Genomic DNA, 21,967 nt, shown 5'->3' with positions numbered 1-21,967 from the left:
GTCACCACCATGCTCGTTCGACTGCTCTATGCCAGCCGGGCTCACAAGCCCCTGGCCGCCGACACCATCGAGACCATCCTGTCATCCTCGCGCAAGAACAACCTGGCGCTGGGCGTGACCGGCCTGCTGTGCCACAGCGGCGACATCTTCATGCAGTTGCTGGAAGGTGGCCGCGACGCCGTGAACCAGCTTTACACGCGCATCGCCAATGACCCCCGCCACGGCAACGTCATCCTGCTCGACTACGAAGAGATCGACGAGCGCCGCTTTGCCAGTTGGACCATGGGCCAGGTCAACCTGAGCAAGGTCAACCCCTCGATCTTGCTGAAATACTCTGAACGCCCGGTGCTGGACCCTTACGCCGTGCCCGGCAAGGTCTCGCTGGCGCTGCTCGAAGAGCTGATCGTCACCGCGTCCATCGGCTGCAAACCCAACTGAATGTCCGGCTTGAACGGCACTGTGCCCGGCACCTTGCTGGGCCTGGATTTCTCGTGCGCGCCTTCATCCCGCAAGCCTTTGACCCTGGCCTGGGGTCGGCGCTCGGGCATGGTCGTCAAGCTGGACAAGCTGGGTGAGGTGGCCACGCTGGCGGGGCTGGAGCAGGTGCTGGCCAGCGCGCCTGGCGTGTTGGCCGCGTGCGACTTTCCATTCGGGCTGCCACGCCCTTTCGTGCAGGCCCTGTGTGAGCATCCGCCCAGTGACTTTCCAGCCCATCACCTGGCGGCCTTGCGCCAGGCCGTGCAGCAAGCGGCAGGGCCAAAGGCCACTGCCGCCGAAACCCTGATCCACGCGCTGCATGCCCATTGCCAGGACCGCGCTGGCTTCCAGAGCCTGGTCGATGGCTGGGGCCAGACCTGGGACCTGCAGCGCGGCAATGGCCCCAAGCTGCTGCACCGCCCCACCGACACCGCCGTGCCCGGCATCAGCAGCACCAGCCCCTTGCAGACGCGCTACGTGCCGGTGGGCAAGATGTATTTCGAAGGCCTGATCCGTTTGGTGCAGGCCGACTTCACCCTGCCCGGCCTGCGCCAGGGCCGACCCGATGCCCTGGCCTTCGAGGCCTACCCGGGCTTCCTTTCCGGCGAAGTGCTGGGCAGGCGCAGCTACAAAAGCGACCAGGCCGCACCTGCGGAGCAACAGCACGCCCGCCTCATCGCGCGCATGGACCTGGTCGATGCGCTGGAGCAAGGCCGCACCCGCCTGAACCTGCGCTTGAAGCTCACCCCCGGCCAGCGCGACTTCCTGGTGTCCGATGCCAAAGGCGACCGCCTGGACGCCGCCTTGTGCCTGGTGCAGGCCGCCTGGGCCCAGCGCGAGGGCGAAGAGAACCCCACCCACTCGTGGGGCCTGCCCAAGGTGGTGGACCCCATCGAAGGATGGATACTCACCGCATGACCGAGACCCTCACCACTTTCCACGACCACCACGGCCAGCCGGCCATCCAGATCCAATCGCCCGATGGCGCGCAAGCCACGGTGCTGCTGCATGGCGCCCACGTGGTGTCCTGGGTGCCCGCAGGCGGCACCGAGCAGCTTTACCTCTCGCCCCAGGCCGACTACAGCGCGGGCAAGGCCATCCGGGGCGGCATCCCGGTGATCTTTCCGCAGTTCGAGCAAAAGGGCCCGGACCGCAGCCTGCCCCGCCATGGCTTTGTCCGCAACCGCGCGTGGCAGCTTGAAAGCCAGCGCCAAGGCAAAGACCACGCCCAAGCCACATTCCAGCTGGCGGACAGCGACGAGACCCGCGCCCTGTGGCCGCATGGTTTCGAACTGGAGTTGACCGTGTCGGTCAGCGGCGCGCAACTGGAGTTGGAGCTTTACGTGCGCAACAGTGGCAGCACGGTGTGGCCTTTTTCAGCGGCCCTGCACACCTACCTGGGCGTGGCTGAATTGAGCCGCGTGCGCTTGCATGGTCTGGAAGGCCACCTTTACATCGACAACCTGCTGAACGGCGAAGCGGTGGAAGACCACCCGGAAAAAAGCTTCTCGGGCGAGTTCGACCGCATCTATGAAAAGGCCAGCAGCCTGCTGCTCACCGAAGGCAAACGCCGCTTGCAGATCCAGTCGGACAACCTGCCCGACGCCGTGGTGTGGAACCCGGGGCCTGACAAATGCGCCGCCTTGAGCGACATGCCTGCGGATGATTGGCAGCACATGCTGTGCGTGGAAGCCGCCCGCATCCTTCAGCCCAAAACGCTGGCGCCCGGCGAGGAGTGGACGGGTCGGCAGTGCCTGACGCTTTTGGCGTAGTGCTCGGCGCTTGACGCCACCCTTCGCCCCGAATACATTACAAGCAAAATCACTTTTGATGTTTGTTTGTAATATTCATGAGCATCACCGCCAAAAACCTGATCCTTGACCTGCTGTTGGCCGCTGGCAGCGATCACCTGCCCGTGCGGCACCTGCTGGCCGCAGCCGCGCTGTTCGGCATTCCCGCCAACAATCTTCGGGTGGCCTTGGCCCGCCTGTCGGCCGACGGCATGATCGAATCCGTGAGCCGTGGCGTGTACGAACTCAGCGCCAGCGCCAACGAACTGGCGGCCGACGTGGCCACCTGGCGCAGTGCCAGCCAGCGCGTCAGGCCTTGGCAAGGCGGGTACATTGCCGTGCATTGCGGGGCCCTGGGCCGCAGCGACCGGGTTGCCCTGCGCCACCGCGACCGCGCACTTCAAATGGTGGGCCTGCGTGAACTGGATCGAGGCCTGTTCGTGCGCCCCGACAACCTGCAAGGCGGCATCGAGACGGTGCGCAAGCGGCTGCACACCCTGGGCCTGGAGCGCGAAGCCTGCGTGTTCATTGCCACAGCGTTTGACCAGGAGCGCGAAGCCCGCATCCCCCACCTTTGGCATGGCCAGGAGTTGAATGAGGCCTATGGCCACATCCAGGCGCAACTGTCGCAATGGACTGCGCGCGCCCAGCAACTGCCCGTTGAAGACGCCGCGCGCGAGTCCTACCTGCTGGGCCGCAAGGCGATCCGCCACGTGGTGTTCGACCCCTTGCTGCCAGCACCGCTGGTGGACATTGAAAGCCGCCAGCGTTTCATGAACGCGGTGCAGGACTTCGATCAATTGGGCCACGGCATCTGGCGCCAGTTCCATGCCCAGGTCGACGCACCAACACCCATCGCAGGCAAGTCCGCCTCCTCGTCATTGCCCCATTGACCAAGCCAAACCCCATCCTCATGAACACCGCCCTGCCATCACGCCTGCGCCCATCCGACGTGCTCAGCCGCGAAGAGATCGCGCAATTCACCGCCCGCTCCGACCTGGCCGGCTGGTCGGCCCTGGGCTTCACCTGGGGCGTGATCGCTTTGTGCTTTGCCGCACTGATCTGGTTTCCGCATCCCTTGACCTACCTGTTGGTGGTGGTGGTGCTGGGCGGCCGCCAACTGGCGCTGGCCATCTTGTTGCACGAAGGCGCGCATGGCACCTTGTTCAAGACCCGCTGGCTGAACAACCACGCCGCCGACTGGCTGGCGGGCCGCTGGATCTGGGTCGATGTGGCCCGTTACCGTGAACACCATCTCAAGCACCACGCGCACACCAACCAGGCGGGCGACCCCGACCTGAGCCTGGTCAAACCATTCCCGGCCTCGCGCTCGTCGGTGCGCCGCAAGTTCCTGCGCGACCTCAGCGGGCTCAGCGGCCTGCGCCGCATCGTGGGCCAGGTGCTGATGGACATGGGTGTGCTCCAGTGGACCGTGGCCGCCGACATCGTCAAACTGCCACGCGATGGTCGACGCTGGCATGACTACGCGGCTGAAGGCCTGCGGCGCATGAGCGGCTTCATCGTGCTGCATGCGCTGCTGGCCACGGCGCTGGCCTTGAGCGGGCACCTGTGGGTCTACTCGGCCTGGTGGGTGGCCTACCTGACCACCTTCGGCGTGTTCATGCGATTGCGCTCCATGGCCGAGCACGCCTGCACCGAACGCAGCGGCAACATGCTGCGCAACACGCGCAGCACGCGGGCCGGTTTCCTGGCCCGGATGACGGTGGCGCCCATCCGCGTCAACTTCCACATCGAGCATCATTTCATGGCATCGGTTCCCTACTTCCGACTGCCAAAATTGCACAAGGTATTGCGTGAAAGGGGCATTGTTCCGCCCTCACCGTCCTACTGGGACGTGCTCAAAATGGTGTCCAGCCCCCGCTGAGAAACCGTCTGTCGGACCCACCGACCGTCCGTCGAACTGGGCCTTTTTACTGCCAATTATTGCCGCACGCCCCGGAAAGCCCCTTCCTAGAATCGATCACGTGAATGGTCCCATTCGTGTGTTCAAGGGGTTCAAAAGTGGTCTCGTGCAGTCTCAAACACGCTCATCAACGCCAACGCGGCTTCTCCATGATCGAAATAGCGGTCACGCTGGCGGTCATGGGCATCCTGCTGGCCTCGGCCATGCCCAGCCTGGGCGCCTGGATGGTCAACTCGCGCATCCGCAACACGGCCGAGTCGATCCAGGAAGGCTTGCAGAAGGCCCGCGCGGAGGCCGTGCGCCGCAATCAGAACGTCACCTTCTGGATGGTGACAACCGCCGACCCCAAGGTGCTGAGCGACGACTGCACCACCAGCGCCACCGGCGGTTCATGGGTGGTCAGCTTGACCGATCCGACCAGCAAGTGCTCGGTCGCCCCCTCCGACACCACCGCGCCGCAAACCGTGGCGGCCAGGCCCATCGGCGATGGCGGCAGTGGCGTGACCGTCTCGGCCAAGCAGCGCGATGGCGCCACCCCTGCCACCAGCATCACCTTCAATGCCTTTGGCCAAGTGGCCAATGCTGGTCCCATTGGCCGAATCCTGGTCAACGACGGCACCAATGGCACTGACCACCGCCGCTACAGGATCATGATTTCAAGCGGTGGCCGCACCCTCGTCTGCGATGAGGCCGTGACTAGCACCACCGACCCCCGCTACTGCCCAGCGAGCTGAACCATGCACCCATCCACACCCCCAAAGATCCGCGCCCGTGCTCGCACTGTTCGAGGCTTCATGCTGATCGAGGTGCTCGTGAGCGTCTTGTTGTTCAGCGTGGGCGTGCTGGCCTTGGTGGGCCTGCAAGCCAACATGAACCAAACACAAGGTGCCGCCAAAGTGCGCACCGACGCATCCTACCTGGCCACCGAGTTGACCGGGCTGATGTGGTCTGACAAAGCCAACCTGAGCAACTACACCACCGGCAGTTGCAACGGCTACGCGCGTTGCAAGGCCTGGATGGACAAGGTCACCCAGGCCTTGCCCAATGGCGCCGCCACGGTAGAAGTGAAGAACTCCGGCGACATCTACATCGTGATCACCTGGTCGCTGCCCGATGGCGGTTCTCACAAGTACAAATCTGAAACCTCCATCAGTTGACATGACCATGCGCGCTGCCACCTTCCCTCATCGCCGCCAGCAAGGCTTCACCCTCATCGAGCTGATGGTGGGCGTGGTCCTGGGCATGCTCACCATCGTGGCCATCGCGCAAGTGCTGTTGGTGTCGGAGGGCCGCAAGCGCACGATCACCAGTGGCGCCGATGCGCAGATCAGCGGCGCACTGGGCCTGTATGCCATCCAGCGCGAAGTTCAAATGGCAGGCTACGGTGTGAGTGCCAACCCGGCTGGCCTGGGTTGCATGGTCAAGTACAAGGTCGATGCCAACCCCATCGCCAACTTCACCCTGGCCCCCGTCGTCATTGAAAACGGGTCCAATGGCTCCAACGTCATCACGGTGCTCAGAAGCACCAAGAGCTCGTTCTCGGTGCCCATCAAGGTCACCGAAAACCATCCCGCCGACGGCAGCTACTTCGTGGTGCAATCGGCTGTGGGTGTGGTCGAAAACGATCTGCTGATCGCGGCGCCGCCCACCCCCAGTGCCACTGACTGGTGCAGCGTGGTCCAGGTCAAGCAAAATGGCAGCAACCAGCTGACCACCATCAACATCCCGCACGCAGAGGCCAGCGATGCCGACTGGAATCAACCCGCGTCGGCCAACCTGCTGCCCACCGTTGGCTACCCCGCCGCCGGCAGCTACCTGCTCAACGTGGGCGCCCTGTCCTTGCGCCGGTTTTCCATCGACACCGCCACACAGGCCTTGCAGACCAGCACCCTTTCACGGGCTGGAGGCATGTGGAGCACGGCCGAGGACGCGCAGCCCCAGGTCGTCATGCTCCGAGCCATGTATGGCAAGGACACCAACGGCGACGATGTGGTCGACACATACGACAACAACACCCCATCCACCACGGGCGGATGGCAACAGGTCTTGTCGATTCGCGTGATCCTGGTGGCCCGCAGCAGCCAATTCGAGAAAGACAACGAAGGCGGCGGCAACGCGACGAGCAGCACCCTTCAGTGGGATCTGGGCACGACGGGCGTGACGGTGGCCGGGGCCACAAGCTGCTACACCAACCGCCAGTGCCTGTCCCTCTCATTGACCCACCTGGGCACCGACTGGAACAAGTACCGCTACAAGGTCTACGACACCGTGGTCCCCTTGCGCAATGTGCTCTGGAACTCGTGATGAGACTCGCCATGCACCTGACCACCCACTCATCCCTCAAGAACCGCGGCGTCTCCTTGCTGTTCGCCCTGCTGTCCTTGGCCGCCTTGTCGCTGGCCACCGTGGCCCTGGTCCGATCGGTGGACACCAGCTCCGTGGTGATGGGCAACCTGAGCTTCAAGCAGGATGCCACCGCCGTGGCCGACCGCGCCACCAAAGAGGCCATCACGGCCCTCAACGAGGCCCCCGCCGGCAGCCTCAACGCCCATGGCGATGGCTACTACGCCACGGCCTATGAGAACCTGGACGTCACCGGCCAGCAGACGACCGGCGTGCGCAAGCTGATTGACTGGGACCACGACCGCTGCCAATATGCCCCCGGCACCGCAGAGGCCGACTGCACCGTCCTGCCTGCCGCCGAGCGCACCATCAACGAGAACAAGGTCCGCTGGGTGATCTTTCGGTTGTGCGATGCCGTCGGTGATCCCAACGCCACCAGCACCTCCTGCGCCCGGCCTTTGGTATCGAGCAGCAACAACGCCGCCAAACGCGGCAAGCTGGATTACTCCGACTACGAACGCTTCACCAATGTGTCGGGCGTTTACTACCGAATCGTGGTCCGGGTGATCGGTCCACGCAACACGACCAGCTTCGTCGAAACGATTGTGCACATCTGATGTGCCCTTGCCTCACGGCGCGGAAGGAAGCAAGCATGCAAAACCACCCTCGCACCCACTCCGGGTTCCCCTCGATGAACCGGGCCCTGGTGGCCATGCTGATCGGGCTGGCCGCGCTCAACCCGGGCGTGCGCGCGGCGCCCACCGACATCTCGAACACGCCGCTGGCGACCACGTCGGACATCAGCGCCAAGCCCAATGTGATGTTCATCCTGGATGACTCGGGCAGCATGGCCTCGGCCTTCATGCCCGACGACATGCGCGACACCACCGCCTACGGCTTCAAGTCCAAGCAGTGCAATGGCATCGCCTACAACCCAGATTACGACTACAGCGCCAACCGACCGCTCAATCCGGATGGCACGCCCTACCCAGCCGCCTCCTTCCAGTACGCCCCCATTGACGGTTTCCAGGTCACGGTGACCAACTCCAAGAACCTGAACACCCCGGTGTCCATCGGCACGGGCGACCGAACTTTCAGCGTAAGCAATGGTGCCTGGGACAGCTTCACCAAAGACAGCCGGGTGGGCATCGTCAACACCGCCAACGACACACAGTGGATGGTAGGCATCGTCAAGAGCTGGAACAATCCCACCCTGGTGGTGACCGTGACCGGCATGGCGGGCGGCGGCAGCCCCACAGCCACCTGGAAAGTGGGGGTTCAAACCAACGTCACCAACCTGAACGGCCGCACCTATTACGACTACACAGGCAGCAAACCAGCCATGGGCTGGAAGTACACGATAGATGGCCTGGACACCATCGGTGATGATGGCTTTGCCAACGAGTGCTTCTTGCGGCCTCCCGCTTCAGCCCCTTTCACGCAGGTTACCGTCAACACCGACTCGGCCCAGGCGCAGCGGTATGCCGACTGGTATGCCTACTACCGCACGCGTGTCCTGATGATGCGCTCGGCTGCGGGCCGTGCCTTCAGCCCCATTGACGGCAAGTACCGCGTGGGCTTCACCACCATCAGCTCCACCAGCGCAGCACCCAGCACCAAGTTCCTGCCGACCGGCGCCTTTGAAAACAGCCAGAAGACCTCTTTTTACTCGAACCTCTACAAAGCCGACCCTGGGAACGCAACCCCTTTGCGCGGAGCCTTGTCCAAGGTGGGCCGCTACTTCGCCAACAAGGCGCCGGGCCAAACGACCGACCCGATGGAGTACGCCTGCCAGCGCAACTACAGCATCCTGTCCACGGACGGCTACTGGAACAACAATGATGAAACCTCAACCTATGGGCCCTTCAAACTGGATGGCACCAGCGTTGGCCAGCAAGATGGCACCGAGGCCAAGCCCTATTGGGACGGGATGGACAGTGTCGTGACCACCGTGAGGCCTTACACCGTCAGCCGCACTCAGGACTCAGCGTACGACAAGACCACCACCACCATCAGCGGGACCACGCCGGTCAGCACCTATGTGGGTTGCGGCGGGTCCAGGCGCGAGTACACCACCACGGCAACGCAGACCACCCGCACCCTGGTGCAGACTCTCACCAGCCACCAGACACTGACCGGCACCTACAGCACCACCCAGAAGCGGATCAACGGGGTGGACGGGGCAGTCACCGCCAGCACGACCGTGTGGAGCACCCCGACCACCACTGGCACGGATACCGTCACCAAAAGCGACACCACCGTGGGCCCCGCGTTGAACTCGGTCACCGGCACCTGCAAAAACTGGCCCTACAATATTCCATCCCTGCCCACATCCTCAGTGAGCAATGGCGCCGCCACCATCAGCGCTGTCGTTGACAACACCGTGGCCGGCACGCCCACGGTGACCTCAGCCACCGCCGAGGGCTCCAGCAACAGCCTGGCCGACGTGGCCCAGTACTTTTACGTCACCGACCTGCGCACCAGCGCGCTGGGCAATTGCCTCGGCGCCTTGGGCACAGACGTCTGCAACAACGAGGTGACCCCCAACGGCCTGGACAAGGCCGAGACCCAGCACATGACCACCTTCACGCTCGGCTTGGGCATGAATGGCATCCTGCCCTACCGCAAGGACTACCTCAATGCCAGTCTGAGAACCGGCAGTTACTACGAACTGTCCCGGGCCGACGGCACCCTGGAGTGGCCCATCTCCGAAGTAGCCTCCGAAGGCGTCACCCACGTGGACGACCTGTGGCACGCCGCTGTCAACGGCCGCGGCCAGTATTGGTCGGCCTCCGATCCCAGCGCCGTGAGCGAAGCCATCGGAGCGGCTCTGTCCAACGTCGAGCGGACCGATGGCGCCTCTTCATCGGCCGCCACCAGCTCCCTCAAACCCGTCAAGGGCACGGACAACCAAGTGTTTGTCGCCAAGTACACCACGGTGGCCTGGACCGGCGAACTGGTGGCCTATTCCCTGAACGGCGACACCGGCGAGATCAACACCTCGGTTGAAATCTGGAACGCCAAGAAAGAGATCGCCAAGCTCAACCCCGCCGACCGGAACATTTACTATGCGCAGCCGGGTGCCACCACGCCCACGCGCCGTGACTTCAACTACACCAACCTCAGCGCTGATGGTTTGGGTGGCCATTTCACCAACTACTGCGGCAAACCGCTGACGCCTACCCAATGCAACAACCTGGACGCCGATCCCAAGGTCCAGGCCAACCTGGGCGCCAATCTGGTCAACTTCCTGCGCGGTGATGCCACCCTGAGCAGCTACAACTACACCGACGGCACCGAGTCCAAGACGGCCGTTGTCTACCGTGCCCGTGAGTCCATGCTGGGCGACGTGATCAATGCGTCTCCCGTCTACGTGAGCAAGCCCCCCTTCCACTACGTGGACACCGGCTACTCCGAATTCGTGAGCACGCACGCCAACCGCCGCCCCGTGGTGTTCTCGGCCGCCAACGACGGCATGTTGCACGCGTTTGCCGCCACCACCACCACGGGCACCGGCGCCGTGTCGGCCGGCACGGAGTTGTGGAGCTTCATCCCCACTGCCGTGATGCCCGAACTGTACCGCTTGGCCGACACCAACTACGCAGATCGCCATCACTTCTTCGTGGATGGCACGCCCACCGTGGGCGACATCCGCGTCGGCTCCACTTGGAAGACCATCCTGGTGGGTGGCCTGAACGCAGGCGGCAAGTCCTACTATGCGCTGGACATCACCAACCCGCTCGATCCCAAGATCCTGTGGGAGTTCACCGATGCCAACATGGGCCTGACCTATGGCACGCCCATCATCACCAAGCGAGCCAACGGCACCTGGGTGGTCGTGCTGACCTCCGGCTACAACAACACCACGGGTGATGGCAATGGCCGCCTGTACGTGCTGGATGCCAACACCGGCCGGCCTGTGAGCGACATCCCCAACGGCATCCCCACCATGACCTCGGGCACCACGCCTGCGGGCACCAGCGCCACTCCGAGCGGCCTGGGCAAACTGAACGCCTGGATTGAAGACAACACCGACAACACCTCCACCCGCTTCTATGGGGGCGACATGCTCGGCAACCTCTGGCGCTTTGACATCGACAATCTGGTCGAGCCCCATGGCAAGGCCATGCTGCTGGCCACCTTCCAGATCAACAGCAGCACGCCACAACCCATCACCACCCGGCCTGAAACCGCTGTCGTCACTTACGACTCGGTGAGCTACCCCGTCATCCTGGTGGCCACGGGCCGCTACCTGGGCCTGGGTGACATCGTCGACACGACCACCCAATCCATCTACGCGGTCAAGGACAGCCTGGCGACCACCGGCCTGGGCGACGTTCGCCAGCGCACAGACATGGTCACCCAAACCCTGACCAACGCCACGACCAAAACGCGCACCGCCAGCAAGAACGCCGTCAACTGGGCCACCCAGAAGGGATGGCGCGTGGACTTGCCCACATCGGGCGAACGGGTGTCGGTGGACATGCAGTTGCAGTACACCACCCTGGCCGCCATCTCTGCCATCCCTGGCAGCAGTGTGTGCAGCCCCTCGGGCGGCTCGGGCTGGAACTACACCTTCGACATCAGCACCGGATCGGCCCCCTCCAGCGCCACCGGCAACGTGGTGGGCACCAGCCTCGACAAGTTCCTGGGCGTGGGCCTGACCTGGATCGAGCTGACCAACGGCAAATCCCTGCTGATCATCCCCGGCAGCAATGCCAAGATCACCACCAGCAGTCCGCCCACCACCAGCACCAGCGCTGCGACGGGCGCCAATCGCACCTCGTGGCGCGAACTGCTGAACTGATGATGAACAAAAGGCGCCAATCAGTGTGTGTCATCGCCGCCCACGTGGTGGTGATGCACGCTGCGGCGCTGACCTTGATGGTGTCCTCATCACCTGTTCAAACTGTTCAGCCAAGCGCCAAAAGCGCGGGTAGCGGCGTCGTGCATGCCCGGCTGAGCCCGCGAGCCACATCACCACACGCGCAGCTTCGCATCCCCAGTGATGAGGCACCCCCCATCCCGGCAGCGCCAGCCAACGCCGAATCGCCCCCTCTGCCCCTGCCTGCAGACGCGATCGAGCCAATCGTTCCCGTCACCGAGGACCAGCCCTTGGTCCAGGCGGAAGGCGATTCGTCACCCACCGCCGTCGCCGACGCGGGTGACCAGTACCTGCCCCGGCCCCTGTTGAGCACACCGCCCCGCTCCAGCACACCGGTGATCGTGCCCTTCCCCGAGCAGATCAAGGAGCCCGGACGCTACACCACCATCCTGGCCTTGTTCATCGATGAAACCGGTGTGGTGCGCCGAGTGCGCATCGACGGCCCATCCTTGCCCAAGCCCCTGGAAGACGCGGCCAGGGACTCCTTCCTGCAAGCGCATTTCCGGCCTGGCGAAGTGCAGGGCCAACAAGTCAAATCACTGATCCGCGTCGAAGTCGTGTTCGACAACACGCCCATCGAATCCACCGGCCAGCCGCAGTCCCTGTAGCGAGTCCGGCGATGCCGGGCATCAACCCACCTGGGGTGCCGCCAAGGCCGCGATCATGCGCTTGCGCAAAGCCCGGGCCGCCGTCACCAACGCCACCAGGAACAACGCCGCCCCCACATAGGTGCCCACGCCAGGATCGCGCCAGGCCGCCACCAGCCGGTCCATGAACAAGGACAGCATGATCGTGCCGGGCAGCACGCCCAGCACCGTGCCCAGCACGTAATCGCGAAAGCGCACCCTCAGTGCGCCCGCCGTCACGTTGATGACCAGGAAAGGCGCCACCGGAAAAGCGCGCAGAAAAATGATGGCCAGCAAGCTGCGGTCCTTCAGGCGCCGCGCCAGATGCTGCACCTGGGGATCGCCAAAACGGTCCAGCAGATAGGCCCCGCTCAAGCGCCCCACGCCATACGTGACGACCGCGCCACTCAGCATGCCCGCCAGCGAATACACCATGCCCAGCCAAGGGCCGAACACCAGCGTCCCCACCGAAATCATCAGCAGGATGGGCATGGCCAACACCACCGCCAGCACATAACCGGCCAGCACGGCCAGAGGCCCAAGTGGCGAAGCCAACAGGTCGCGGCCCAGCTGGCTCAGCACCACCGGGTCCAGCCAATGGCTCATGGACGGGCTGCGCCACACCAGGGCCACGGCCGCGAACAACCCCAGGTACACCACCACCAGGAGCCGGCGCACCAACTTGCTGCCCGACACCTTCGATGAACCACCCGCACTCATGACACCCACCTCATTGCACTGCCCACATTCCATCCAACGGAAAACATCCGCATCTTGAGGCCATTCAAGGGCGATCGACTCAGGTGCTTTCCTGTGGATGCATGCCCCCGCCCCTTGCTTCGGGGGGGCGTCAAACGTCGGGATGAACGCCGGGCAGCGGTCTTTGGGTGAGCATCCAGCGCCCCACCCTCACCGCCAAGGCTTCGGGCGACACGGGCCACGAGAACAACTCAACCCAGTCCGGCAGGCCACCTCGCGCGGCGATCACGTCCGCCGTCAAGGACGTCAAAGCCAGCACCGCGATGCCGGTCACGGCCTCACAGCGCTCCAAGGTGCGCAGCATGGCAAAGCCATCCATGCCCGGCAACTCCAGGTTGGTGATCAACAGATCCGGCGGTTGCTGTCCCATCTGCAACAGCGCCAGGTAGCCGGTTTCGGCAAAGCGCAGGCGCACCGCCGAGCCAAACACCTCCAGGGCAGACGCGCATTGAGCCTGCCACTGCGGGTCGTCGGCCACCAGCAGGACATCATGGTGGCGCGCCTCCTGGCGGACCTTGTCCAGCGCACTGCCACGCGGCAAGACGGCGGCCGGATTGCCCCGCCGACGCGCCTGCTCCGCCAGAGGATCTCCCCCCAGACCGGTGCTCAACGCCAATGCTTCGACCGCGTTGTAAGGGATCCGCCGGTGCCCGCCTGGCGTGCGCGCCGCTGGCAAGATGTCGGCCTCGACCCACAACTGCACGGTGCGCAACGACACGCCCAAACGGCTGGCCACCTCACGGGTGGTGAGCATGCGGGCGCCGGGGCCCAGGTGGATGACTTGCGACATGGTTTCATTTTTGCGGGATCCACCCTGTCGCGGTAGGCCCTTCAGCCCTCAAACCACGGCCCGGCGTGAAGCATTGGGCACAATCGACCACCATGAACAAGGCCTTCACCAAGGAAACCGACCACGACGACGAGGACGAACTCGCCCCGTCGCCCATTCCTGCCGGCACCAAGAACTATTTGACGCCGCAGGGCTACCAGCGCCTGCGCGATGAACTGCTGGCGCTGATCGATGTGGAGCGCCCCAAGATCGTCGAGATCGTGCACTGGGCCGCCTCCAACGGCGATCGCTCCGAAAACGGTGACTACATCTACGGCAAGAAGCGCCTGCGCGAAATCGATCGCCGCATCCGCTTCCTGACCAAACGTCTGGACATCGCCGAGGTGGCCGACCCCTCGGTGCACCACGGCCACGACCAGGTCTTTTTTGGCGCCACCGTCACCTACGTGAACCAGGATGACGTGGAACGCACCGTCACCATCAAAGGCATCGACGAGGTCGATAACCTGCAGGGCGAAGTCAGCTGGGTCTCGCCCATTGCCCGCGCCCTGCTCAAATCACGCGTGGGTGACGAGATCCAGTTGATGACGCCAGGCGGCTTGGAGCACGTGGAAGTGCTGTCGGTGAGCTACCCGGCCCCTAAGCCCCAGGAATGACGCGGCCCGCCTTGAGCACCACCGGGCAGCGTTTGAGCACGCGCAGCACGTCGTTGAGGTGCTCCACGTCTCGCACGGCCAGGGTCAGCTTCAGCTCGGCGGTTTCGCCCAGCCGCTCGTCGCCCATCTCGATGTGGGTGATGTCGGTCTCGGCGCTGCTGATGGACGCGGCCACCTGCGCCAGCACGCCCTTGCCATTGGCCACCAGCACCTGGATGGCGGTCTCGAAAGGCCGCGTGGGTTCGTCGGCCCAGCTCACGTCGATCCAGCGCTCGCTGTCGCGCTCGAACAAGCGACGGCCCACGCCACACATCTGCGTGTGCACCACCAGGCCTTCACCCCGACCCAGGTAGCCGGCGATCGGATCGCCCGGGATGGGCTTGCAGCACGGCGCCAATTGCATCGTGGCGCCTTCGCTGCCATCGATCACCACACCGCCGTGCGACGGCGATTCGGAATCGGCAAAGCGCCCCAGGGTCAGGGTCAGGGCATCGGGCCGCTCGCCCGACTCGGCCATGAGCTGCGCCAGGCGCTTGGCCACCATGTTGCTGATCTTGCGGCCCAGGCCGATGTCCACGCACAAATCATCTTTGCTGCGGTTGCCACCCCAGCGGATCAGAGCCTGCCAGGTGGCACCGCTGGCACCTTCGCTGGTCTCGTCGCCCGGCGGCATGGCCAGGCCCTCGGCGCGCAGCGCTTGCGTCAGCAGCTTCTCGCCCAGCTCCAGCGACTCTTCCGTCTCCATGTTCTTCAGGTAATGGCGGATCTTGGAGCGGGCCCGGCCCGTGCTCACGAAGTTCAGCCAGCCCGGGTTGGGCCGCGCACTCGGCGCCGTGATGATCTCGACCACATCGCCGCTGCGCAACTCGGTGCGCAAGGCCGCAGCCTCGCCATTGATCTTGACCGCCACGCAGTGATCGCCCACGTCGCTGTGAATCGCATAGGCGAAGTCCACCGAGGTGGCCCCGCGCGGCAACGCCAAAATGCGCGATTTGGGCGTGAACACGTAGACAGACTCGGGGAACAAGTCGATCTTCAGATGCTCCAGGAACTCGGCCGAATCGCGTGTCTCGTGCTGGATGTCGATCAGCGACTGCAGCCACACGGCCGCCTGTTGAGGCGAAGCTTCCGCGCCTGCCCCCTCTTGCGTCTTGTACATCCAGTGCGCGGCGATGCCCTTTTCAGCCACCGCGTGCATGGCCTGCGAACGCAGCTGGAACTCCACCGCCGTGCCCACCGGGTTCACCAAGGTCGTGTGCAGTGACTGGTAGCCATTGGCCTTGGGGATGGCGATGTAGTCTTTGAAGCGGCCCGGCAACGGCTTGTACAGCTGGTGCAACACGCCCAGGGCGCGGTAGCAGTCCAGCAACTCGCGCGTGACGATGCGGAAGCCGAAGATGTCGCTGACCTGGGCGAAGGTCAGGTTCTTCTCGATCATCTTGTGATAGATCGAGAAGATGGTTTTCTCGCGGCCGTAAACCTCGACCACCATGTCGGCAGCGCCAAAGGCCAGCTCCACTTCGCGCTGGATGCGGTCCACCAGGTCACGCCGGTTGCCGCGCGTTTTTTTCACCGCCTTCGACAGCACGCCATAGCGCCAGGGATTGATGTACTGGAAGGACAGCTCCTGCAGCTCGCGGTAGGTCTGGTTCAGGCCCAGCCGGTGCGCAATCGGCACGTAGATGTCCAGCGTTTCCTTGGCAATGCGCGTGCGCTTGTGCGCCACCATGGCGGCCATCGTGCGCATGTTGTGCAGGCGGTCGGCCAGCTTGATCAGGATGACGCGCACATCGCGCGCCATGGCCAGCAGCATCTTGCGGAAGGACTCGGCTTGCGATTCTTCCTTGGTCGAGAACTGCAGTTTGTCCAGCTTGGTCAGGCCATCGACCAACTCGGCGGTGGGCGCGCCAAAGCGCTCGATCAACTCGATCTTGGTGACGCCGCAGTCTTCCATGGCGTCGTGCATCAACGCGGCCATGATGGCCTGGGCGTCCAGCTTCCAGTCGGCACACAGGCCGGCCACGGCGATCGGGTGGGTGATGTAGGGCTCGCCACTGGCGCGGAACTGCCCCAGGTGGGCTTCGTCGGCGAAGCGGTAGGCGTCGCGCACGCGGCGGGCATCCGCCTCGTCCAGATAGTCGAGCTTGTGGGTCAGCGCCGCGAAAGAGGCCGCGGCAGCGTCGGAAGTGGCCTGGGTCATGCGAACTACTTTAGCGCGGAACGGAAGGGCCAGACACCAAGGATGTCAATCACTGAAATAGAAACGGCCCACCTGAGTGAGCCGTTGACATGCAATTTGCGTACTTAACTTGAAGCAAGGCACGGGCTGGCAGGCGCCAGCGGTCAGATCAGGATCAGGTCGGAACCTTGCGCAGCATCTCGATGCCGACTTGACCAGCGGCGATTTCGCGCAGAGCGGTCACGCCGGGCTTGTTGCGCGATTCGATCTTGGGCGTGTGGCCCTGGCTCAGCATGCGTGCACGGTAAGTCGCGGCCAGCACCAACTGGAAGCGGTTGGGGATCTTGGTCAGGCAGTCTTCGACGGTGATGCGGGCCATGGTGGAACCTCTGAAAGTGGGTCTGAGCAGGATCAAACCAGGTTGAGCGCGCGGAACACGACAGACTTGTTGCGACGCTGAGCCGCGTATTTTAACCTCTGCGCGTGAACAATGGCTTTTAAATCGAACAAAGCCGTTTCAAACAGGCTGTTGACCACCACGTAATCAAAAAATTGGGCCTGTTCAACCTCGACCTTGGCGTTGCTCATGCGGATTTCGATCACGTCCGAGGTGTCTTCGCCCCGGCGGTGCAGGCGCTGCAGCAGCTCTTCGTAGCTGGGCGGCAAGATGAAAATCAGCACGGCATTGGGAAAGATCTTCTTGATCTGCAGGGCGCCCTGCCAGTCGATCTCCAGCACGACGTCTTCGCCGCCCTTGATGCGCTCCTCGATCGCGTGGCGCGAGGTACCGTACAGGTTGCCATGCACTTCCGCCCACTCGAAGAAATCGCCATGCGAAATCATGCGGCGGAACTCGGTTTCCTCGATGAAAAGGTATTCACGGCCGTGTTGCTCCTGGCCGCGCGGCGGCCGGGTCGTGTGCGAAATCGACACCAGCAGGCGCGAATCCAGCTCCAGCAAAGCCTTGACCAGGCTGGATTTGCCCGTCCCGCTGGGGGCCGACACCACGAAAAGATTGCCCGGGTAGTCCATTTCGTCACCTCCGGCGACAGCCGCTTCATTCGACACGTTATCGGCGCTCATTCGATGTTCTTGACCGGCACTGCACAACAACAATGCCCAAATCATTGATTTTAATGGACTTATTGAAATACCCGCGAGTTCTCACGGGGGCTGGGGCCAGTTACCCCGCCAAGGCACTGCGCTGAAAGTTCATGGTCGAGTCAAAAATGCATTTGAGTTGCTTGTTCGCGATCCTGGTTTCCGCAGGATATCCAAACGCATTGTTGATGTACTGCACGCCATCGAGCACCAAGGACGGCATCAAGTCGATGCGGGGCAGAAAATGGGAGAACGTGTCCAGACGCCTCACCGTTGCGCCACTGGCCGACCACTACTTCGCGAACGCCGAGAAGGGGAATTTGCAGTCACTGCCCTTGTCCCAGCAGCCTTTCCGATTCTTTGAATACTGGACGCTGAAAGAGGCCTACATCAAAGCCCGAGGCATGGGACTGTCCATCCCCTTGGATCGCTTCAGCTTCGATGTCACTCAGGCAGGCCGCATCGACTTGCATGTGGATCCCTGCCTGGAAGATGATGCCGAGCGCTGGATGTTCTGGCAGTGGTCGTTGGACCAGGATTACCTGCTGGCACTGTGCGCGCAGCGTAACTGCAATGCAGCCACACCGTCGGTGCAGCTTTGGCGCGCGCTGCCACTGCTCACCAGTCAGACGGAGGACACGGGGCCATTGCGCACCTCGCATTCCCCGTCATCGAAGCTCGCGTCATGAGCCCTTGTTTTTTGCAACTGTCTCTGGCCAGTCGATCTCCGCCGAATTGGCGCACTCCGAGGCGCCGCTGTAAATGCTGCAACGAATGCGCTTCATGACTTTGAGCCCCTGCTTGTCGTAAAAGCCTTTCCCGGCCAGTTCGACCCGGGTGTCGCGTTGACTCACGACGAAGGCGATGGCGGCTTCCAGGGGGTAATCCACGATGAGTTCGGCGGGAAGGTCCGCTTCGGCCTTGCGCACCGAACCAATGATCTGATCAAACTGACCAGCCCAGAATTGGCGAGATTTTTCACCAAAGCCCTCGGGGAAGCTGCTGCGCTCCAAGACCAGTTGCAGAGTGGAGAATGCCAGCGGAAAACGCGACACGCCCCCTTTGCTGCCCACGCCACGGTAGATTTCCAGCGGTTTGTAGGCCACTGCTGGCGCGAAGATGACGTCCACGCTGCCGTTGTTGAACTTGCTGACGAAGTTACTGATGTCCGCCGAAACCGGCTGGGCGCCGATGCGCTGGATCATGTAGGCCTGCACCTTGTCATCGTCGAAGGCCGGCATCCGTACGCCTGCGAAACCATTCTTGAACACAGCTCGGTCGCGCGCAAAAGTGTAGATCGCGCCTGTCGGCAGGATCCCGCCAACTTCAAATCGGTCATGGATGGTCAGCTTGGCCGCACCGGGTGAGGCAAACACCTGGATGGCTTTGCGCACCACCTCGTAGCTGGCATTGATGTCGATCTTGCCTTCCTTGACGATGGTCGCGGTGCCACCATGGTCGATGGCCGCAGTGACCGGAGCGTAGGGCCGCGTCCGGATCGAGGTGGCCATCAAGGCATCACACTGACCGACACGAAAATCCTCGGAGGCCACCCGCTCATCGGTGTAAGCCTTCAGCTTGAGCTCCACGCCCATTTTCTGGGCCGCCAAGGCATAGCCCTTGGCGGCGTCAAAGATTTGCCCAGCTTGCCCGATGGGATCCCAGACACACACCACAGGATTGCCAATGCTCTTGGCCTGCGCGCCCGTCAGACACACCACGGTGAGCGCCAAGGTGGCCAAGGTGGCTCGCGGCTTCAAACGGTGGACACGGTGAATGGGATGGGACATGGCGATCTCTCTGATTGGATGAAATGAACAAGCACGGATTGAAGACGACGGCCAAAGTCATGGCCACCAGTGAAGCAGTGGCTGGAACAGCTCAACATGCAGCACGACCAGCGGGCCGAACGCCACGATGACGAGGCTGACGGACATCACGGCGAAAGGCAGGATCCAGCGCTCGTGACGCCGGTAGAAAGACAAACCGGCGACCTCGCGGTCCGATCGCTCCATCTCTGCCTCACCCACCACCTGACGGGTCAGCAACTGGTTGAGGGCGACCGGCGGTGTCAGGTAACCCAACTCGAACGCCACCAGCACCATCATCCAGAAGTTCACGGGATGAATGCCGTTCTGATAGGCCAATGGCGCCAGCGTGCTGGACACCAGGATGATGGCCCCCAGCGGCTCCATGACCATGCCCAGTAGCACCTTGACCACCACCAGGAAGGCCATGGCCACCCACACATTGGCAAAATGCTGAGGGAAGGCATTCATCACTTCAGAACGCTCGACCATGCCGCCGACCAACTGCGTGGCCACCATCAGACAGATGTACGAACCCACGTGCTCAACGGTTTCAGAGCTGGCAACCTTGATCGCGGCAATGGTGCCTGCTGGCCGCTTCTCGGCATGGGCGGCTGGCACCTCGCCAGCGGTCGCCACAAGAAGGCCCGTCGCTTTGGAGCGCTGCTGAGATCGCGAGGCCAACGCCTTGTCCAACACCAGCACCAGGAGCATCAGGATGGGCAGGATGCTGGCAGCGGAATGTTCGTCGAACTTGGTGTCCAGCGCCCACTGATAGAACGTCAGGATGACGACCACCAACACCGCATAAGGCAGGATGGCTTTCATTTCATGCAACATGGCGGGCACCGCCACCCTGGGCGAAACCATCGTGCTCATCCGACCTTTGGGCGCGGCCAGTTGCGACGCGATGAAAAACATCGTGGAAGTCAGGGCGAACACAAGACCTCCCCAGTAAAAAAGCTGGGTGGTCGTGACCTGGCGGTTCAATGCGGCAATGCCCACGACCAGCAGACTGGGGCGCAAAACCGCGCCCAATGACCCAGACATGGCAGTGGCAGCCAGTGCGTACTGGCTGGTAGCGCCCGACGCACGCACCTCGTGGTAAATGATGGCGCCCGCAGCGATCACGAACACGCTCGACACCCCGGCATAGGCGGTCGGCAAACCAGCGGCCAGCAAGATGATGTATGTCAGCGCCTGGGGCGACAGTTTCCAAGGGCGGATGACGCTCATGAACAAGTCAACCAAGCGGCTTTGCTTGAACAGCATGCCCGCCCAGATATGCAAGGCCAAGGCCAGAGGCAAGCCCATGAAGTCGACCAGTTTGTTGGCATAAATGGCTGGGCCGGCCGGATGTCCTTGCATGAAAAAGTACAGGCTGCCGATGATGAACATGGCGGCCACCAGGGACACGCAATCAAGCGAACGCAACCAGCCATGGCCGGGTCCATGGTCAGGAACGGCAGGTGCGAGTGGACGCCAGATGCGGTACGCACTGGCCAGCGCCATGGCGCCAAACAAAACCATCCACATGGCATTGACCTGCGGAGCCTCGATCGGCAGCCCTGAGTCGATGGAGAACTGGTAAAACCGCACCACCGAATACAGCATCATGCAGCAGGCCACCAGCATGCTCCACGACTGAATCAGATGTTCTTTGGCACGGCGTGGAGGGCGAATGCAAATGTGATGATGGCCCAAGGTGGCATGGACCGACGTGAATGTCAGCAAGAGCAACAGGATCACCACGCGGTTGTGGGATCCCAGCATGAACAAACCCAGGAAGCTGGTTTCCAACGTTCGGTACATCACGAGCGATGGGGTGATGTGTGACTTGATCCCCTCGTAAAAGATGTACTTGACGGAGCACACCTTGGCATCCTCGGCAATGGACGCGCGCATGGTCGCGGGGTCCTGCCTGGTATCACCGAACATGGCGTCGATGTCGTCCTTGGGAGCTTGGCGTGGCGCGCTGGCCGCCTGGCGCCGCGCCAGTTCGGCGTCGATGTCCAGCTTCGGATCACAGGCAGGCGCCACTGGATCGGCCCGCAGCATGAAGTACTGAATCTGATGGGCGGGATCGCCAAACAGGACTTCGCCCAGCTTCAACAACTGGCCGTGGACCATTTCTCCGGTGCTGAGGATCAGAATCGAGACCAGCAACATGACCGTTGGCAAAGTCAAAAGCCAATCAGCCCAATGGCTGTTGGTGGGCCGCCCTCCCCTGGAATCACTCATTCACGCAAGCTCCGTAACTTTTTTATATGTCGCAGGCCCATGCATCTTTAAGAATGCATGGGCCTGTGCGCCGCCATTTGAACCGATGAGCAATCCGCCCGCATTCAGGGTTCGCCCGCATGCGCGGCGGCTTTACCGATCTGTTACCCCCGGTGACACCATCAAGTGCCTGATCACGCGTTGCGCAATTTGCCTGAGTAAGTTGGTGATGAGCGAAAATTCATCCCTTTACAAAGTGCAAGGGAGGGGCAGAGTTAGGCAAGCAAGGCCATCTGGGTCAATCTGACGCGGTCGTCGGCAGCCTCCCCCACCGACGCCAACCCACCTGGATGAGCCATCCAGGGTTGCGCAGGGCCCTATTCGATGTTCTGCACCTGAACGTCGAGAC

General features: G+C 62.9%; 20 protein-coding genes. 13 read left to right on the top strand and 7 right to left on the bottom strand.

The window, feature by feature from the left end:
* The first annotated feature begins 9 nt into the window (after positions 1-9).
* From Q7V20_RS00485 to Q7V20_RS00435, 11 genes are all read left to right on the top strand, one after another.
* Positions 10-438, top strand: coding sequence for a BLUF domain-containing protein (locus Q7V20_RS00485; RefSeq protein ID WP_304786040.1), 429 nt, complete (start codon positions 10-12; stop codon positions 436-438).
* Positions 439-1,395, top strand: a complete 957-nt coding sequence (locus Q7V20_RS00480; protein WP_304786038.1) for a DUF429 domain-containing protein — start codon at positions 439-441, stop codon at positions 1,393-1,395.
* Positions 1,392-2,249: a D-hexose-6-phosphate mutarotase gene (locus Q7V20_RS00475; RefSeq protein ID WP_304786036.1), complete on the top strand. Its 858-nt coding sequence runs from the start codon at positions 1,392-1,394 to the stop codon at positions 2,247-2,249. The genes Q7V20_RS00480 and Q7V20_RS00475 overlap by 4 nt, the downstream gene beginning before the upstream one ends.
* Positions 2,250-2,326: 77 nt before the next feature.
* Complete coding sequence (locus Q7V20_RS00470) at positions 2,327-3,160, top strand: PaaX family transcriptional regulator C-terminal domain-containing protein (protein ID WP_304786034.1); 834 nt, start codon at positions 2,327-2,329, stop codon at positions 3,158-3,160.
* 20 nt (positions 3,161-3,180) lie between these two features.
* Positions 3,181-4,152, top strand: coding sequence for a fatty acid desaturase family protein (locus tag Q7V20_RS00465; protein WP_304786032.1), 972 nt, complete (start codon positions 3,181-3,183; stop codon positions 4,150-4,152).
* Positions 4,153-4,256: 104 nt separating this feature from the next.
* On the top strand, positions 4,257-4,925 hold the full coding sequence (locus Q7V20_RS00460) for a GspH/FimT family pseudopilin (protein WP_370652372.1): 669 nt from the start codon (positions 4,257-4,259) through the stop codon (positions 4,923-4,925).
* Between the two features lie 3 nt (positions 4,926-4,928).
* The gene (locus Q7V20_RS00455) at positions 4,929-5,348 is read left to right on the top strand and encodes a pilus assembly protein PilV (RefSeq protein WP_304786028.1); all 420 of its coding nucleotides are present in this window, start codon (positions 4,929-4,931) and stop codon (positions 5,346-5,348) included.
* A 1-nt stretch (position 5,349) separates the two neighbouring features.
* Positions 5,350-6,495 carry a PilW family protein gene (locus Q7V20_RS00450; RefSeq protein WP_304786026.1) on the top strand — a complete coding sequence of 382 codons (1,146 nt, stop codon included), beginning with the start codon at positions 5,350-5,352 and terminating at the stop codon, positions 6,493-6,495.
* The gene (locus tag Q7V20_RS00445; RefSeq protein WP_304786024.1) at positions 6,495-7,151 is read left to right on the top strand and encodes a pilus assembly protein PilX; all 657 of its coding nucleotides are present in this window, start codon (positions 6,495-6,497) and stop codon (positions 7,149-7,151) included. Before Q7V20_RS00450 ends, Q7V20_RS00445 begins: the two co-directional genes overlap by 1 nt.
* Before the next feature lie 35 nt (positions 7,152-7,186).
* The gene (locus Q7V20_RS00440) at positions 7,187-11,341 is read left to right on the top strand and encodes a pilus assembly protein (protein ID WP_304786022.1); all 4,155 of its coding nucleotides are present in this window, start codon (positions 7,187-7,189) and stop codon (positions 11,339-11,341) included.
* Positions 11,341-12,027, top strand: coding sequence for an energy transducer TonB (locus Q7V20_RS00435; RefSeq protein WP_304786020.1), 687 nt, complete (start codon positions 11,341-11,343; stop codon positions 12,025-12,027). Before Q7V20_RS00440 ends, Q7V20_RS00435 begins: the two co-directional genes overlap by 1 nt.
* Positions 12,028-12,048: 21 nt before the next feature.
* Here the strand turns inward: Q7V20_RS00435 and Q7V20_RS00430 are convergent, their stop codons facing one another.
* A complete protein-coding gene (locus tag Q7V20_RS00430; RefSeq protein WP_304786018.1) occupies positions 12,049-12,765 on the bottom strand; it encodes a TVP38/TMEM64 family protein in 717 nt (238 codons plus the stop codon).
* 130 nt (positions 12,766-12,895) lie between these two features.
* On the bottom strand, positions 12,896-13,594 hold the full coding sequence (locus tag Q7V20_RS00425) for an excisionase family DNA-binding protein (RefSeq protein ID WP_304786017.1): 699 nt from the start codon (positions 13,592-13,594) through the stop codon (positions 12,896-12,898).
* A 92-nt stretch (positions 13,595-13,686) separates the two neighbouring features.
* On the opposite strand from Q7V20_RS00425, the gene greB reads away from it, so the two are divergent.
* The gene (greB, locus tag Q7V20_RS00420; protein WP_304786015.1) at positions 13,687-14,250 is read left to right on the top strand and encodes a transcription elongation factor GreB; all 564 of its coding nucleotides are present in this window, start codon (positions 13,687-13,689) and stop codon (positions 14,248-14,250) included.
* Here the strand turns inward: greB and Q7V20_RS00415 are convergent.
* From Q7V20_RS00415 to gmk, 3 genes are all read right to left on the bottom strand, one after another.
* Positions 14,234-16,450: a bifunctional (p)ppGpp synthetase/guanosine-3',5'-bis(diphosphate) 3'-pyrophosphohydrolase gene (locus Q7V20_RS00415; RefSeq protein WP_304786013.1), complete on the bottom strand. Its 2,217-nt coding sequence runs from the start codon at positions 16,448-16,450 to the stop codon at positions 14,234-14,236. The genes greB and Q7V20_RS00415 overlap by 17 nt on opposite strands.
* Positions 16,451-16,604: 154 nt before the next feature.
* Positions 16,605-16,808, bottom strand: a complete 204-nt coding sequence (gene rpoZ, locus Q7V20_RS00410; protein WP_230181745.1) for a DNA-directed RNA polymerase subunit omega — start codon at positions 16,806-16,808, stop codon at positions 16,605-16,607.
* A gap of 32 nt (positions 16,809-16,840) precedes the next feature.
* Positions 16,841-17,461, bottom strand: coding sequence for a guanylate kinase (gmk, locus tag Q7V20_RS00405; RefSeq protein ID WP_304786130.1), 621 nt, complete (start codon positions 17,459-17,461; stop codon positions 16,841-16,843).
* Between the two features lie 323 nt (positions 17,462-17,784).
* On the opposite strand from gmk, the gene Q7V20_RS00400 reads away from it, so the two are divergent.
* Positions 17,785-18,219, top strand: coding sequence for a 4'-phosphopantetheinyl transferase superfamily protein (locus Q7V20_RS00400; protein ID WP_304786007.1), 435 nt, complete (start codon positions 17,785-17,787; stop codon positions 18,217-18,219).
* On the opposite strand, the gene Q7V20_RS00395 is transcribed toward Q7V20_RS00400, so the two are convergent.
* Together Q7V20_RS00395 and Q7V20_RS00390 are read right to left on the bottom strand one after the other, a co-directional pair.
* Complete coding sequence (locus Q7V20_RS00395; RefSeq protein WP_304786005.1) at positions 18,214-19,320, bottom strand: putative solute-binding protein; 1,107 nt, start codon at positions 19,318-19,320, stop codon at positions 18,214-18,216. The two genes, Q7V20_RS00400 and Q7V20_RS00395, sit on opposite strands and share 6 nt — an antisense overlap.
* A 57-nt stretch (positions 19,321-19,377) precedes the next feature.
* A complete protein-coding gene (locus Q7V20_RS00390) occupies positions 19,378-21,579 on the bottom strand; it encodes a TRAP transporter large permease subunit (protein ID WP_304786003.1) in 2,202 nt (733 codons plus the stop codon).
* Positions 21,580-21,967: the final 388 nt, after the last annotated feature.

This window comes from Aquabacterium sp., from assembly GCF_030652515.1.
GTDB lineage: Bacteria > Pseudomonadota > Gammaproteobacteria > Burkholderiales > Burkholderiaceae_C > Aquabacterium.
Note: the sequence above shows the minus strand (reverse complement) of the source record. Positions and strands in the feature narration are given on the sequence as shown.